Raw genomic sequence first — 14,210 nt, forward strand, 5'->3', positions numbered from 1 at the left:
TTTAATAAATCATGTGGTTATAGGTAAAAATTTAAACTTGCTGGCAAGTGTTTACCTATAACTACATTAAGAAATGAAATTGTAGAGGTTGTTATGGTACCTGTTGTTGCTCTAGTAGGGCGTCCAAACGTAGGTAAATCTACGTTATTTAACCGATTGACTCGAACTCGTGATGCATTGGTTGCGGATTTCCCTGGCTTAACGCGTGACCGTAAATATGGTCATGCACATTTTAGTGAGCACGACTTTATTGTTATCGACACTGGTGGTATCGATGGTACTGAAGAAGGTGTTGAAACTAAAATGGCAGAGCAGTCGCTAGCGGCGATTGATGAAGCTGATGTCGTTTTATTTATGGTAGATGGCCGTGCAGGTCTAACACCTTCAGATGTAGCGATTGCCAAGCACCTGCGTCAACTAGAAAAGCCTTCAATGCTAGTAGTAAATAAGGTTGATGGTATTGACCCTGATGCAGCAAGTGCTGATTTCTGGCAACTGGGTGTTGAAGACATGTACCAAATTGCTGCGGCTCATGGTCGTGGTGTAACAGCTTTGATTGATCTAGCTCTTAATCCTTTTGCAGAAGCACTAAAAGCGGAAAACGGCGAAGTAAGTGATTTAACTGAGTTCGAAGACGACGAAGAAGAAGAGCAAGTTGATTTCACTGAAGAAGAAGCTGAAGAAGAGTTCAAGCGTCTTCAAGATCAACCAATCAAACTAGCAATCATTGGTCGACCAAATGTAGGTAAATCTACGCTAACAAACCGTATTCTTGGCGAAGAGCGTGTTGTTGTTTACGATATGCCTGGGACAACTCGTGATTCAATTTACATCCCAATGCAGCGTGACGAGCGTGAATACGTTCTGATTGATACTGCGGGTGTTCGTCGCCGTAAAAACATCAATGAAACAGTAGAGAAGTTCTCTGTAGTTAAGACTCTGAAAGCAATTGAAGATGCTAACGTAGTATTGCTGCTTATTGATGCTCGTGAAAACATCTCAGATCAAGATTTAAGCCTTCTTGGTTTTGCATTGAATGCTGGTCGTTCAATCGTAATTGCAGTAAACAAGTGGGACGGTCTTGATAGCGATGTTAAAGAGCATGTGAAGAAAGAACTAGACCGTCGTTTAGGTTTCGTGGATTTTGCTCGCATTCACTTTATTTCTGCACTTCACGGAACTGGTGTTGGTCACTTATTTGAATCTGTTGAAGAAGCATATAAATCAGCAACGACGCGTGTAGGTACTTCAGTGTTGACTCGTATCATGAAGATGGCTACAGATGATCACCAGCCGCCAATGGTTCGTGGACGCCGTGTTAAGCTTAAGTATGCACATGCTGGTGGTTATAACCCGCCAATTATCGTTATTCACGGTAACCAAGTTCGCAACTTACCAGATTCATACAAACGTTTCTTGATGAATTACTACCGTCGTTCTTTGGAGATCATGGGTACACCAATTCGTATTCAATTCCAAAATAGTGAAAACCCGTTTGAAGCTAAAACAAATAAGCTGACGATTTCACAAGAGCGTAAACGTAAACGTATGATGTCGATGATGAAAGGTCGTAAATAACCTTCCTCCCTTACATTTAAATACCCGAGCTTAGTCTTGGGTATTTTTTTAACCAAAATTCAGTAAAGAAATAGATATGACAAACAATAAAGCAGTACTCCCAACAAAAATTAAGTTTTGCCACAATACGTGGACGTTAGAGGCGGCGGTTCAACTGGTAGAAAAACATGAAGGTAAAATTTATCTCGTTACTGATGAAACTCCTTTTCACCCTGTAAGCCATATTTGGCCAGATCATCCAGCAGACCGAGGAACGATTCAATTTAAAAACACCTTGTGTCCAGTTGAAGATTGCTTAGTCGGTGCGTTTGAAGAAGCAACAGGGCTGTTATTTGTAGGCTCCGATATTCCAGTTAAACGAAACACTGAGGGCTGGATCTTTGTTGTTGTCCACCAACTTTCTGAAGAAGCAAGTTCACTGGAAGTTGGAGACACCATTCAGTTGAATGTGGATCAAGATTATCAAATGAGCTTGAGCCGAGGTCATAGTGCTGGTCATATCGCTTTCTTAGCACTTAATAAAATATTATCAGCTTCTTACTGGCGCAAAGATGCAGATAGAAAAGACCCACTGGGTAGTTATGATTTTAATAGCTATGCTCAAGTGACGAGCTTTGTAACACCTGATACCTGTATTGACACATACCGTTTAGGTAAAACGATTAAAAAACGTGGTTTAAATGTGGCTGATATGCTGAGCAATCTTAAAGCCATTGAATCAAGTATTAATCAGTTGATTGATACTTGGTTGGCGGAATCAACGGACGTAACTATGAGGTTAGAAGGTGACACTCTTACTGATTCCCGTTACTGGGAGTGTTTAATTGATGGTGAGACCGTATCAATACCTTGCGGAGGAAGTCATATCAATAGCATTAAGGAACTTCACCAAGTTACAGTTACATTAAATATCTTGGATGAACAACATATTGAAATGCACACCGATGTAAACTCTGCCTGCTAGTGTTCTTTGTTATTACAAAACTCTGTAAAGTGTGGTTTAGATATTATAACTAAGATTATAATTCTATTTAAAATGAGAATGCAGCATATGTAACTTATGCTTTCGGTGTGTGGTGATATAAATATTCTTTTAAGGGTAGATCGCTGATCAAATTAGATAAAGCGAAAGATCACATAAAGATCTTTCGCTTTAAATTTATTAATGACCTTTTAGTATTTGTTTGCAAAATAGACTATAGATGTATAAATTACGCACGAATCCTATAGGAAGTTGTTGTAAATGGACCAAGAATTTTTATTAGAAGCTCATCGTTCCGTAAACTCCTTACTTAAAAAGCTCGCTCTTGGGCTTGATCGACAAGCCCTGAACAAGAAAGTAATTGCGCTAACAGAGGATCTTTTTGGTAAGAGAAAGGCCTCAATTCTACTTTTGGATCCTTCAACACAAAGGCTACATTTAGAATCGGCTCCAAATTTGCCAGATTTTTATAATGAAGCAATTGAAGGAGTAAAAATTGGTGTTGGGATTGGCTCATGCGGTGAAGCTGCGGCATTAAAAAAGCCTGTTATCGTTTCTAATATAAATGAGCACCCTAATTGGTCTCTTTTTCTAGCATTAACTCAGCGTGCAAATCTTCATGCTTGTTGGTCTGTCCCTATCATTTCGTCGCATAATCAAGTGTTGGGTACTTTTGCTATTTATAGCGATTTACCATCAAGCCCTGGTGAACTCGAAACTGAGATTCTTGAACTTCTTGCTTCCTTATATTCTGTTGCGCTTGAAAAGTTTGCAATGGAAACTCAACTCAACTTTTATGCTAATCGAGACTCATTAACGCATTGTTATAACCGCAGAGCTTTATTTTCTGAGGCCAAGAAAGTGATGGATGGCGAGTGTTTTTCTGGCAAGGTCATGTCATGTCTTTTTGTGGATATTGATAAGTTTAAATTTATTAATGATAATTTTGGGCATAAATTTGGTGATCAAATCCTAACGACAGTTGCTGATACTTTGTCTTCAGTATCTTCGCCATGTTCAAAAATAGGGCGCTACGGAGGAGATGAATTTGTTATCTTTTCTTGTTTTACTTCTGAAGAAGTCGCTCAGAACTATTATTTAGCTCTGAATTCAAAATTGAAGGAAGTGCTACTTATCAATGAAATGCAATTTTCTGTAAGTGTTGGATTAGCTTGTGCGAAAGATGAGGTGAACCTAGATCAATTAATCACTTTAGCTGATAAGAACATGTATAAAGTCAAACAAGCTAAATCAAAGTGGTAGTACATTCTGTCGAGACAGGTGAATACCCAAAGATATTATGAGTGACATACTAATGTATTGTCAGAGCGATCTTGTAAGAGCGAATTGAGAGGGAAATGATGCAAGAAAATAGATGCCCAGAATGCCAAGTTGAATTGAATTGGGATGGTCAGTACGTTTGTAATGGTTGCGACTTTCATTTTAAGAAAATTGCTTTTTGTCCTGATTGTGAAGCAGAGTTAGAAAAGTTGCAGGCGTGTGGTTCGGCAAGTTATTTTTGTAACTCTAAGTGTAACGAACTTAAATCAAAGTCTAGAGCTAAATTCATTTTTCAAAAAGTTGAAGCCTAATTGGTTATAAATCCCAAAAGCCAAATCTTTGATATTTGCTTCTGGGATGGATATTCGTTTGATATTTACCTGAGCTTCTCTTTAATAAAAGTCTCGTAAAGCCCCGGCTTCTAAAGCGTCTAACCTAATAATTTAGATAAAATTACACCTATCAGTTTATATCGATGACTTTGGATTCGATGATTCCATCTTCCACTTGTGTTTTTATCACTTCACCCACTTCTACATTTTTAATTGATGAAATAGTTGTTCCAGATTTCGAATGAGAAATACTGTAGCCACGTTTTAAAGTCGCCAGTGGACTAACTGTTTCCAGTTTTTCAGCAGCCATCGCTAGCTGGTGGCGCGTGGTTAGTAAACTTCTATCCATTGCGTCTAATAACTTCTGCTCAGATCGTTGTAGATGAAGTTTTTGTTCACCTAAACGTTTTATTGGAGAATGAAGTTGTAGCTGGTGATGTTTGCGTTCAATATCTTGAGAGCGTACTTTGATGAATTTGTTTATGCTTTGACGCAAACGTGTATCAAGATCATCCAACTGCTGGCTTTGTTTTTGTAATTGGTAACTCGGATGGTTTCTTTCTAGTCGGTGTGTAAGCAATTGGGTGTGCTTACCTTGCTTGAGTAGAAAATGGCGAATGGCACTATTTAAACGCGCTTTCTTAGCAGCGAAAGCTTGCTCTTTATTACTATTATCACGGCTCACTAGCTCTGCGGCAGCAGATGGCGTAGGTGCACGCATATCTGCAACGAAATCCGCAATTGTCACGTCTACTTCATGACCTACAGCACTGATGATAGGAATTTGGCTTGCTGCGATAGTTCTCGCAACAATTTCATTATTGAAGCACCATAAATCTTCTAATGAGCCTCCCCCTCGACCCACAATTAACACATCACATTCATCACGTTCATTTGCTCGACCTATAGCTTGTGCTATTTGAATCGAGGCTTCTTCACCTTGAACCATTGTTGGATAAATGACGACGGGTAATGATGGATCTCTTCGCTTTAAAACATCCAAAATATCGTAAAGTGCAGCGCCTGTTTTAGAGGTAATGATACCGACTCGTTTAGGGTGTTCAGGTAAGTCTTGTTTACTAGATTGAGAGAATAAACCTTCTGCAGCGAGATTCATTTTCAGCTTCTCGAATTCTTGTTGAAGTCGACCATCACCTTCAGGCTGCATGCTTTCAATTATCAGTTGGTAATCACCACGTGGTTCATAAAGAGAAAGGCGAGCTTTCACTAGAACTTGGTTACCATTTTTAGGTTTAAATGAAACATTACGGTTGTTCCCACGGAACATCGCACACTTTACTTGAGCTCGAGAATCTTTAAGCGTTAGGTACCAGTGACCTGAAACCGGAGCTGAGAAATTAGAAATTTCGCCGATCAGCCAGACAATTCCCATTTCATTTTCAAGAAGTAAGCGAACCTCAGAGTTGAGGCGAGACACAGTGAAGATATTTGGATTGGTCATAGAGTGACTATCATTCTTAGAATCTAACCCACAAGACGTGAGTATGGAAGATAGCGGCAATATAATACATAGCAAGGGGTATAATGCAAATTAAAATTATAAAAATGAGTAGCCAAGCGATTTCGTTAGCCGTATAATCCGTCCGCAATATCTAATCCAAATGCAGTTTGATTTTCCTTAATTGGCTGCCCTCATTAGGCGAAACGATGAGATTGGATTGTTTCTTTTTACTCCTATTATTGTGAGATATTGCAAATGCTAAGAATTGCCAAAGAAGCGCTGACATTCGACGACGTACTGCTAGTGCCAGCACACTCCACCGTTCTCCCTAATACAGCTGATCTTCGCACTCAGTTGACGAAGAATATTTCCCTAAACATCCCAATGATCTCTGCATCGATGGATACTGTGACAGAAGCTCGCCTAGCGATTGCACTGGCACAAGAAGGCGGAATAGGCTTCATTCATAAGAACATGTCTATAGAACAACAAGCTGAAATGGTTCGCCAGGTTAAAATTTACGAAGCAGGTGTAGTTTCTCACCCTGTTACAGTAAACCCTGACGCGACAATCGCTGATGTTGTAGCTCTTACTGAAAAACACGGTTTTGCCGGTTTCCCTGTTGTTACTGAAACAAACGAACTTGTTGGTATTATTACTGGCCGTGATGTTCGCTTTGTTACTGACCTTTCTAAGAAAGTTGATGTAGTAATGACGCCTAAAGCTCGCCTTGCTTCTGTTAAAGAAGGTGCAACTCGTGAAGAAGTTCAAGAGAAAATGCACGAAGCGCGTGTTGAAAAAGTTCTAGTAGTAAATGATGACTTCCAATTAACAGGAATGATCACTGCAAAAGACTTCCATAAAGCAGAACGTAAACCAAACGCTTGTAAAGATGAGCGCGGCAGCCTACGTGTAGGTGCAGCTGTTGGTGCTGGCGCTGGTAACGAAGAGCGCGTTGCTGCTCTTGTTGAAGCTGGTGTAGACGTTCTACTTATCGACTCTTCACACGGTCACTCTGAAGGCGTACTTAACCGTATCCGCGAAACTCGTGCTGCGTACCCTGATCTACAAATCATCGGTGGTAACGTAGCAACTGGCGCTGGCGCTCGTGCTCTTATCGAAGCGGGTGTTAGTGCGGTTAAAGTGGGTATCGGCCCGGGTTCAATCTGTACTACTCGTATTGTTACTGGTGTAGGTGTTCCTCAAGTAACAGCAATCGCTGATGCCGCTGAAGTGGCAAACGAATACGGTATTCCAGTAATCGCAGATGGCGGTATCCGCTTCTCTGGCGATATCTGTAAAGCTATCGTTGCTGGCGCATCTTGTGTGATGGTTGGTTCAATGTTCGCGGGTACTGAAGAAGCTCCGGGTGAAGTTATCCTTTATAACGGTCGTTCTTACAAGTCTTACCGTGGTATGGGTTCTCTTGGCGCTATGTCTCAAGGTTCTTCTGACCGTTACTTCCAATCTGATAACGCTGCAGACAAGCTTGTTCCAGAAGGTATTGAAGGTCGTATCGCATACAAAGGTCGTCTAAAAGAGATCGTTCACCAACAGATGGGTGGTTTACGCTCAAGCATGGGCCTAACGGGTTCTGCAACTGTTGAAGACATGCGTACTAAAGCTGAGTTTGTTCGTATCTCTGGTGCGGGCATGAAAGAATCTCACGTACACGATGTTCAAATCACGAAAGAAGCACCTAACTACCGTTTAGGTTAATAATACGTCCAAACGTTTGAATAATGTGCTGATTTAGTCGGCACATTATTTTATCTAAAGCCTGTTTTGTTGAACGTATGATTTTTGCAAAACATTGCCTTATAGATAACTTACGAAAACGTTTGCTTTATTTCTTGAAGAGTTAATCAGAGGTGAGTAAACTCGCCTCCGTTTTATCACATAGCCAATAAGACTGCTTACAATGACTAAAAATATTCATGACCAACGTATTCTAATTCTGGACTTCGGTTCTCAATACACACAGCTAGTAGCTCGTCGTATTCGTGAGATCGGTGTTTACTGTGAACTTTGGAGCTGGGACGTAGAAGAAGCGGATATTCGTGAATTCAATCCAGACGGTATCATCCTATCTGGTGGCCCTGAAAGTGTAACGGAAGATAATTCTCCACGTGCACCTCAGTACGTATTTGATTCAGGTGTTCCTGTCTTCGGTATCTGCTACGGCATGCAAACTATGGCTGAGCAACTTGGCGGTAAAGTAGCCACATCTACTGAGCGCGAGTTTGGCTACGCTGCTGTACAAGTAACGGGTGAATCTGCACTTTTCGCAGACCTTGAGACAACTCAAGACGTTTGGATGAGCCACGGTGACAAAGTGGTTGAAATCCCTGCTGATTTCACGAAAATCGCAGAAACAGACACTTGCCCATACGCAGCAATGGCAAACGAAGATAAGAAATACTACGGTGTTCAATTCCACCCAGAAGTAACGCACACTAAAAACGGCCTAAAAATGCTTGAGAACTTCGTTCTTAACGCGTGTGGTTGTGAAGGTCTGTGGACTTCAGCTTCTATCATTGAAGATGCTGTTGCACGAATTAAAGAGCAAGTAGGTGACGACGAAGTTATCCTTGGTCTTTCTGGTGGTGTTGATTCATCTGTAGTTGCGATGCTTGCTCACCGCGCTATCGGCGACAAACTAACATGTGTATTTGTAGATAACGGCCTTCTTCGTTTAAACGAAGGTGAGCAGGTTATGGAGATGTTTGGCAACAAGTTTGGCCTAAACATAATCAAAGTAGACGCTGAAGATCGTTTCCTTGACGCTCTGGAAGGCGAAGCTGAACCAGAAGCGAAACGTAAGATCATCGGTCACGTATTCGTAGATATCTTCGACGAAGAGTCTAAGAAACTGAAGAATGCTAAATGGCTTGCTCAGGGTACTATCTATCCAGACGTTATCGAGTCAGCTGCATCTAAGACTGGTAAAGCACACGTAATTAAGTCTCACCACAACGTTGGTGGTCTTCCTGATGATATGGAAATGGGTCTTGTTGAGCCTCTACGTGAGCTGTTTAAAGATGAAGTACGTAAGATTGGTCTAGAACTTGGTCTTCCATACAATATGCTTTACCGCCACCCATTCCCGGGTCCAGGTCTAGGTGTTCGTGTTCTTGGTGAAGTTAAGAAAGAGTACTGTGATCTACTACGTCGTGCTGATGCTATCTTCATTGAAGAGCTTCATGCTGCTGACCTTTACCACAAAGTATCTCAAGCATTCACGGTATTCCTACCTGTACGTTCAGTTGGTGTAATGGGTGATGGTCGTAAGTACGATTGGGTTGTATCTCTACGTGCTGTAGAAACTATCGACTTCATGACGGCTCACTGGGCGCACCTACCATACGACTTCCTAGGTAAGGTATCTAACCGTATTATCAACGAAGTTAACGGCATTTCACGTGTTGTTTACGATATTTCTGGTAAGCCACCAGCAACTATCGAGTGGGAATAGTCCTCGCGTATTGCGAACAATATCTCTGATAAAGTCTTTATCATTGCAATGATGTCTTAAATATTAGAAGCCTCAAACTTAGTTTGGGGCTTTTTATTTTTTTAGACATGGTGTCCAAACTTGATGTCATTTTTACTTAGTACACACGGTTAATTAATAACCTCACTCGCACTTCTTATAGTCTAACAAATCTGGACCTACCTTCTATCTCCAGACCTATCTACTATTTTATCGACTTATTATGGATAGATAGAGAACTAAAAATGTTTAAACCTAAATATTTAGCTACAGTGCTAGGTTGTTTACTGGCGGGCAATAGTTATGCTCAAGTAAATAGCCAATCGTCAATGAATATTCAGCCTGACCCTCAAAACCCCAATGGATATTTGGTTTTAAAGAGTGATCTCCAAGCTGCAGAACAATCTAAAACCGCTGACCCGATGTATGCAATTTGGTCTCAAGCATTAGAAACTCGTCCTAACGCTGTCGTGGAAGCGATTTTTCCTGGCTTGGCAAGCAACCCAGATAACGTAAAACGTGTTGAGCGCGTTTTCCCACAATCTGAGTGGGATTTCTTAACTCAAATGGCGGCTCCAGAATATACCTATACTCGATTCTTGCGTGCTATTGGCAAGTTCCCTGCTTTTTGCGGAGAGTACACCGATGGGCGTGATTCTGACGCGATATGTAAGAAATCTATTGTGACGGCATTTGCTCATTTCTCTCAAGAAACGGGCGGACATATAGCAAAAGATAATACTTGGGATAACCCATTAGCATTGGAAGAGTGGCAACAAGCTTTAGTGCATGTACGTGAAATGGGGTGGTCAGAAGGACAAGAAGGCTACACGACTGGTTGTGGTCAGAATGATTGGCAAAATGCTCGCTGGCCATGTGCTGCCGGTCAAGGTTACTTTGGTCGAGGCGCTAAGCAACTGTCTTATCATTTCAACTATGGTGCGTTCTCTGAGGTCATGTACGACGGGGATGCGACTGTACTGTTGAATAACCCTGGTCTAGTTGCAGATTCTTGGCTAAACCTTGCTTCTGCTATTTGGTTCTTCTTAACGCCTCAAGCTCCTAAACCAGCGATGTTACATGTTATTGACCGTACGTGGACGCCATCTCAGCGGGAGTTAGATGCGGGAATTGGTTATGGCTTCGGCACTACAATCAATGTAATCAATGGTGGTATTGAGTGTGGCGAACAAAATAAAAATAAAGGACAACCAGTTAACCGAATTCGTTACTGGGAAGGTTTAGCTGAACATTACCAAATTCCTATCGAAGCGGATGAAGCGAATACTTGCTGGCAGCAAACGCCTTATGGAAGCTTAAACCTAAATGGTGCGACGGACGTGCTTTACACTAACTGGGACGGCAATTGGAAATACTATGCTGATCGCCCAGAAGGTTACTCGTTCGAGTGTGAACTTGTTGGTTTCCAAACGGCTTATTCAGCGTTAGTCCCTGGGGATTACGAAAAGTGTGTGACGAATTTCTATGGTTCTCATGCAAGCTGGCCTGAAGTGAAAGTGGTTGATAAACTAGATCCAACTGACCCTGGTACAGATCCTGGTGGTAATGCATGGGATGCGAATAAGGTCTACAACTCTGGTGATCAAGTTACCTTCAATGGGGCAACTTATGAAGCGAAGTGGTGGAGCCAAGGAAATGAACCAACAGGGGGTGACCCATGGAAGTTGATTTCTGGTGAGCCTGTTCCACCAGTTGTGACCGACCCTACGCCTGTAGACCCACCGGTAACCGAGCCGCCAGTCACTGAACCGCCGGTTGTTGAACCACCTGTCACTGAGCCACCTGTTGTCGTTGACCCATCAGAATTCATTACGTGGGTGCCAGGTGCTAGCCAGGTGAGCAACGGTGATAAAGTGACTTATAACAGCAAGTGTTTTGTTGCGAAAAATGGTCCAGGAACATGGGAAACCCCAACCCAATCTAATTGGTTCTGGGATGAGATTAGTTGTCAGTAATGATGTCTAATATTTAAAGTAGAATAGGGAGTGTTTTGTCACTCCCTTTTTTATTCGTTAATTGCTTGCCAGTGAGGTGGCGGTGTTAATCCCCATCTTTCTATTTCTTCTTTGCTGTAAATAGCTTTACCCTGTTTCCCAATCCGGATTGGTATCTGGTCAGTGTTCTTCCCCGAAAGGATTTGATTGAGAATCTTCCCTGTTTCCATTCCTTGGCTTTGCCCAAATAGAACAACTCCCCCTAGAGCTTTACCTTTTCCAATGGAAAAATCCCAAAACCCGAATAAAGGCACTGGTGTATGTTGATGCGTCCATGCCATTAGCTCGTCTGCGTTAACATGGTGTCCTTTCTTATCAATTAAGGTGTGATATAACCCCATCACAATCGCAGCGTATCCTTTTTCTTTGCTTTCGCTGACGAGGTGTCTCCAACTACTTAAGGTTGTCACGTTTTCGATATCGACAGTGACAGATAGCGAGTTTCTAATCGATTGATACTGCTTTGAAATATATTTTTCTGCAATTTTTGAAGTTGTACCTGAGTCGAATAAGACCAATATTTTCGAGTTCTTATTGTTAATTACATCGCCAATCTCATTGATGCTTTTTATCAATAATGGCTGTTCTAATATCCCTGTTATTTGCGCTTGCCCTTGATAACGAGCAAGGAGTTTTCTCGGGTTAGAATTGATACCCAAAAAGACGATGCTAATAGGCTCGTTATAAAGCTTTGGTAACATAAACTTCAGTGCGTTATCGTCGCCCAATACCACGACATCAGGCTTGAGTTCTTGATAGTGTAAAAAGGCTTTGTGGGCCATTTCTGAAAATTGGTGTTGTGGTAAACGCTTGGTGTCCATTTGGAAGGTCGTTACAGAATGCTCTTCATCTAATGTGTTCCGTATACCTTTTACGTAGTCTTTATCCCATGGATATTCAGAGTGATAACTTTCAATGATCAGCACATCTTCAGCGGAAACTGAAGGTGCAAGTAAAGTAAATAGAAACACCAAGAACAACTTCATCCCTGCTCTCCTTCAATAATCCATCTATTTAGTATAGCTAAGCTATTCGCTTCTATACTGAAAAGTATGCCACCAAGTGGGCATTGGAGTGCAAGGTTATGAGTCGTACTAAAAAATTTGAAGATAGTGATAGCAACCCCATTTATAGCCGTATAGGTCGCCGCATAATTCTGATTATGGTGCTTCTCAGTGGCGTAGTGACGTTACTTGGTACCACTATTCAGCTGTATTGGGATTACAACCGAGAATTTAACAGTGTTGAACAAAGACAGCAGGAAATTAAATCTGTTCACGCTGAATTACTCGGGGCCTCCTTGTGGAGTTATGATTTAGTTCTGCTTCAGCAAAAATTAGAAGGGCTAGTCAACCTCCCTAAGGTTAATTATTTGGAAATTCGTTCTGGCAGTTACACCTTTACTGCGGGAAAGAAAGTGACTAAGTACCCGATTCATGCTGAGTTTGTATTGCAATACCAGCCTCAGGTTGATGCTCCAATAGAAGCTCTTGGCAGTTTGTATATGGAATCCAATGGAGAGGAAATCTACAGTTATTTACTTCGCCAGTTCTTGGTTACTTTAGTGATTAACGCTATCAAAACGACAATTGTTTGTTACCTGATCCTCATGGTTTTCCATAAAAATGTAAATCGACGTATTTTTGCTGTGGCAACCTATCTACGTAAGTTCAACCCAAGGCACCCAAGTGACCCATTAAAGCTGGCTTATCATCCATGGGTAATGGAACAGGATGATGAGTTGAATTGGTTGGCAGACGAAACCAATAAAATTACGGGTAATATTCGAACCCTCTACAATAATATTCGATTCGAACAAGAACGATTTGTCGATTTTGCCAATGTGTCTTCAGATTGGCTTTGGGAGACTGATGAAATTGGCAGGTTAGTGTTTGTATCTGAAGCTATGCAGAAAGCTCTGAATATTGATATTCATCAGCATCCTTTTATTAATGATGTCGGTGGAATACATGATGCCTACAGCTTGATCTACCACCTAAGTAAGCAAGAAGACTTTTCAATGTGCGAAGTGAATCTAGAAATTGATGGGCAGCATTTTTATATGATTTTTCAAGGGATGAGCGTTCTTAAAAAGAATAAATTCAAAGGGTACCGAGGCAGTTCTATTGATGTAACAGCATTAAAAGATGCACAGTTTAGGCTTGAAGATTTAAATCAAAACCTAGAAATTAAAGTGGCAGAACGTACGTGTGACCTTGAGCGAAGTATGCAGTGTTTAGAAGAGACCCAAGAGCAACTTGTTGAGTCAGAAAAGCTGGCGGCATTAGGTGGATTAGTTGCGGGTGTCGCTCATGAAGTTAATACACCGCTTGGTATTGCTGTCACGGCTTCTTCTCTGATTAAAGAGTCGTGTAATGAATTGAACAATGCGTTTACTTCACAAACATTAACGAGCCAGCAATTTGAACAAATCATGCAGCAGATGAACCAAGCAAGCGTTTTACTAGAGGATAACTTAAATCGTGGCGCTAAATTGATCAGAGATTTCAAGCAAACTGCAGTGGACCAAGTATCAGAAAGTCGCAGTCAATTTAACGTAAAACAAAGCTTAGATGCGCTCATTGCCAGTATTCATCCTGAAACGAGAAAAGTACCAGTAACTCCATGCTTAGACGGCGATCCCAGTATCACAATGAACAGTTTACCTGGCGTATTAACGCAAGTGGTATCTAACCTCATTTTGAACAGCGTGAATCATGCTTTCTCTGAGAAGCAAGATGCGGAGATAATACTGAACTTTCATGTAGAGGGTGATTACATTATTTTTATTTATAGAGATAACGGCTGTGGCGTAGACAGAACCTTACATCAGAAAATTTTTGAACCCTTTTTCACCAGTAAAAGAGGACAAGGTGGTTCTGGGCTTGGTTTGAACTTGGTTTTTAATTTGATTCATCAGAAACTTGCTGGGCAACTCAGCTTTGAATCTGAATTAGGGAGTGGAGTGACTTTTACTTTTTCATTACCTAGAAATTTACCGATGAACGATGAAAAATCAAATGAGCCCTAAACCCTAAACCATGAATTATGAACATCGATGATGGAT

The 14,210-nt window shown here is 41.3% G+C and carries 10 protein-coding genes; 8 read left to right on the plus strand and 2 right to left on the minus strand.

Translation table 11 applies throughout. The annotated features are described in order from the left end of the window. The first annotated feature begins 93 nt into the window (after nucleotides 1-93). From der to OCU78_RS03110, 4 genes are all read left to right on the plus strand, one after another. Nucleotides 94-1,578 (plus strand): ribosome biogenesis GTPase Der, encoded by a 1,485-nt coding sequence (der, locus tag OCU78_RS03095; protein ID WP_137374955.1) that lies wholly within the window; start codon nucleotides 94-96, stop codon nucleotides 1,576-1,578. A gap of 76 nt (nucleotides 1,579-1,654) precedes the next feature. Further along, entirely contained in the window at nucleotides 1,655-2,542 is an 888-nt protein-coding gene (locus OCU78_RS03100) for an alanyl-tRNA editing protein (protein WP_137374954.1), read from the plus strand. Between the two features lie 279 nt (nucleotides 2,543-2,821). Beyond that, a complete protein-coding gene (locus OCU78_RS03105) occupies nucleotides 2,822-3,823 on the plus strand; it encodes a sensor domain-containing diguanylate cyclase (RefSeq protein ID WP_137374953.1) in 1,002 nt (333 codons plus the stop codon). 98 nt (nucleotides 3,824-3,921) lie between these two features. Next, nucleotides 3,922-4,152, plus strand: coding sequence for a zinc ribbon domain-containing protein (locus OCU78_RS03110; protein WP_137375008.1), 231 nt, complete (start codon nucleotides 3,922-3,924; stop codon nucleotides 4,150-4,152). Nucleotides 4,153-4,303: 151 nt separating this feature from the next. Here OCU78_RS03110 and xseA read toward each other — a convergent pair whose 3' ends face one another. Then, complete coding sequence (xseA, locus tag OCU78_RS03115) at nucleotides 4,304-5,635, minus strand: exodeoxyribonuclease VII large subunit (protein ID WP_137374952.1); 1,332 nt, start codon at nucleotides 5,633-5,635, stop codon at nucleotides 4,304-4,306. A 255-nt stretch (nucleotides 5,636-5,890) separates the two neighbouring features. Here xseA and guaB point away from each other — a divergent pair, with 255 nt between their 5' ends. The 3 genes from guaB (at nucleotide 5,891) to OCU78_RS03130 (ending at nucleotide 11,104) form a co-directional block, all read left to right on the plus strand. Then, a complete protein-coding gene (guaB, locus tag OCU78_RS03120) occupies nucleotides 5,891-7,354 on the plus strand; it encodes an IMP dehydrogenase (RefSeq protein WP_048669208.1) in 1,464 nt (487 codons plus the stop codon). A 202-nt stretch (nucleotides 7,355-7,556) separates the two neighbouring features. Further along, on the plus strand, nucleotides 7,557-9,110 hold the full coding sequence (gene guaA / locus OCU78_RS03125) for a glutamine-hydrolyzing GMP synthase (RefSeq protein ID WP_137374951.1): 1,554 nt from the start codon (nucleotides 7,557-7,559) through the stop codon (nucleotides 9,108-9,110). 263 nt (nucleotides 9,111-9,373) lie between these two features. Then, on the plus strand, nucleotides 9,374-11,104 hold the full coding sequence (locus tag OCU78_RS03130; RefSeq protein WP_137374950.1) for a chitinase: 1,731 nt from the start codon (nucleotides 9,374-9,376) through the stop codon (nucleotides 11,102-11,104). Nucleotides 11,105-11,154: 50 nt separating this feature from the next. Here the strand turns inward: OCU78_RS03130 and OCU78_RS03135 are convergent, their stop codons facing one another. Continuing rightward, nucleotides 11,155-12,129, minus strand: a complete 975-nt coding sequence (locus OCU78_RS03135) for an ABC transporter substrate-binding protein (RefSeq protein WP_137374949.1) — start codon at nucleotides 12,127-12,129, stop codon at nucleotides 11,155-11,157. A gap of 98 nt (nucleotides 12,130-12,227) precedes the next feature. On the opposite strand from OCU78_RS03135, the gene OCU78_RS03140 reads away from it, so the two are divergent. Further along, nucleotides 12,228-14,174 (plus strand): PAS domain-containing sensor histidine kinase, encoded by a 1,947-nt coding sequence (locus OCU78_RS03140; RefSeq protein ID WP_137374948.1) that lies wholly within the window; start codon nucleotides 12,228-12,230, stop codon nucleotides 14,172-14,174. The last annotated feature ends 36 nt before the right edge of the window (nucleotides 14,175-14,210 follow it).

Origin of the sequence: Vibrio gallaecicus, from assembly GCF_024347495.1 — a bacterium.
GTDB classification, from domain to species: domain Bacteria; phylum Pseudomonadota; class Gammaproteobacteria; order Enterobacterales; family Vibrionaceae; genus Vibrio; species Vibrio gallaecicus.

What these genes read in the sequence shown, in the direction of transcription:
- OCU78_RS03105 (WP_137374953.1), top strand. Translation starts at nt 2,822, where the DNA reads ATGGACCAAGAATTTTTATTAGAAGCTCATCGTTCCGTAAACTCCTTA.
- guaA (WP_137374951.1), top strand. Translation starts at nt 7,557, where the DNA reads ATGACTAAAAATATTCATGACCAACGTATTCTAATTCTGGACTTCGGT.
- OCU78_RS03130 (WP_137374950.1), top strand. Translation starts at nt 9,374, where the DNA reads ATGTTTAAACCTAAATATTTAGCTACAGTGCTAGGTTGTTTACTGGCG.
- OCU78_RS03135 (WP_137374949.1), bottom strand. Translation starts at nt 12,129, where the DNA reads ATGAAGTTGTTCTTGGTGTTTCTATTTACTTTACTTGCACCTTCAGTT.
- guaB (WP_048669208.1), top strand. Translation starts at nt 5,891, where the DNA reads ATGCTAAGAATTGCCAAAGAAGCGCTGACATTCGACGACGTACTGCTA.
- der (WP_137374955.1), top strand. Translation starts at nt 94, where the DNA reads ATGGTACCTGTTGTTGCTCTAGTAGGGCGTCCAAACGTAGGTAAATCT.
- OCU78_RS03100 (WP_137374954.1), top strand. Translation starts at nt 1,655, where the DNA reads ATGACAAACAATAAAGCAGTACTCCCAACAAAAATTAAGTTTTGCCAC.
- xseA (WP_137374952.1), bottom strand. Translation starts at nt 5,635, where the DNA reads ATGACCAATCCAAATATCTTCACTGTGTCTCGCCTCAACTCTGAGGTT.
- OCU78_RS03140 (WP_137374948.1), top strand. Translation starts at nt 12,228, where the DNA reads ATGAGTCGTACTAAAAAATTTGAAGATAGTGATAGCAACCCCATTTAT.
- OCU78_RS03110 (WP_137375008.1), top strand. Translation starts at nt 3,922, where the DNA reads ATGCAAGAAAATAGATGCCCAGAATGCCAAGTTGAATTGAATTGGGAT.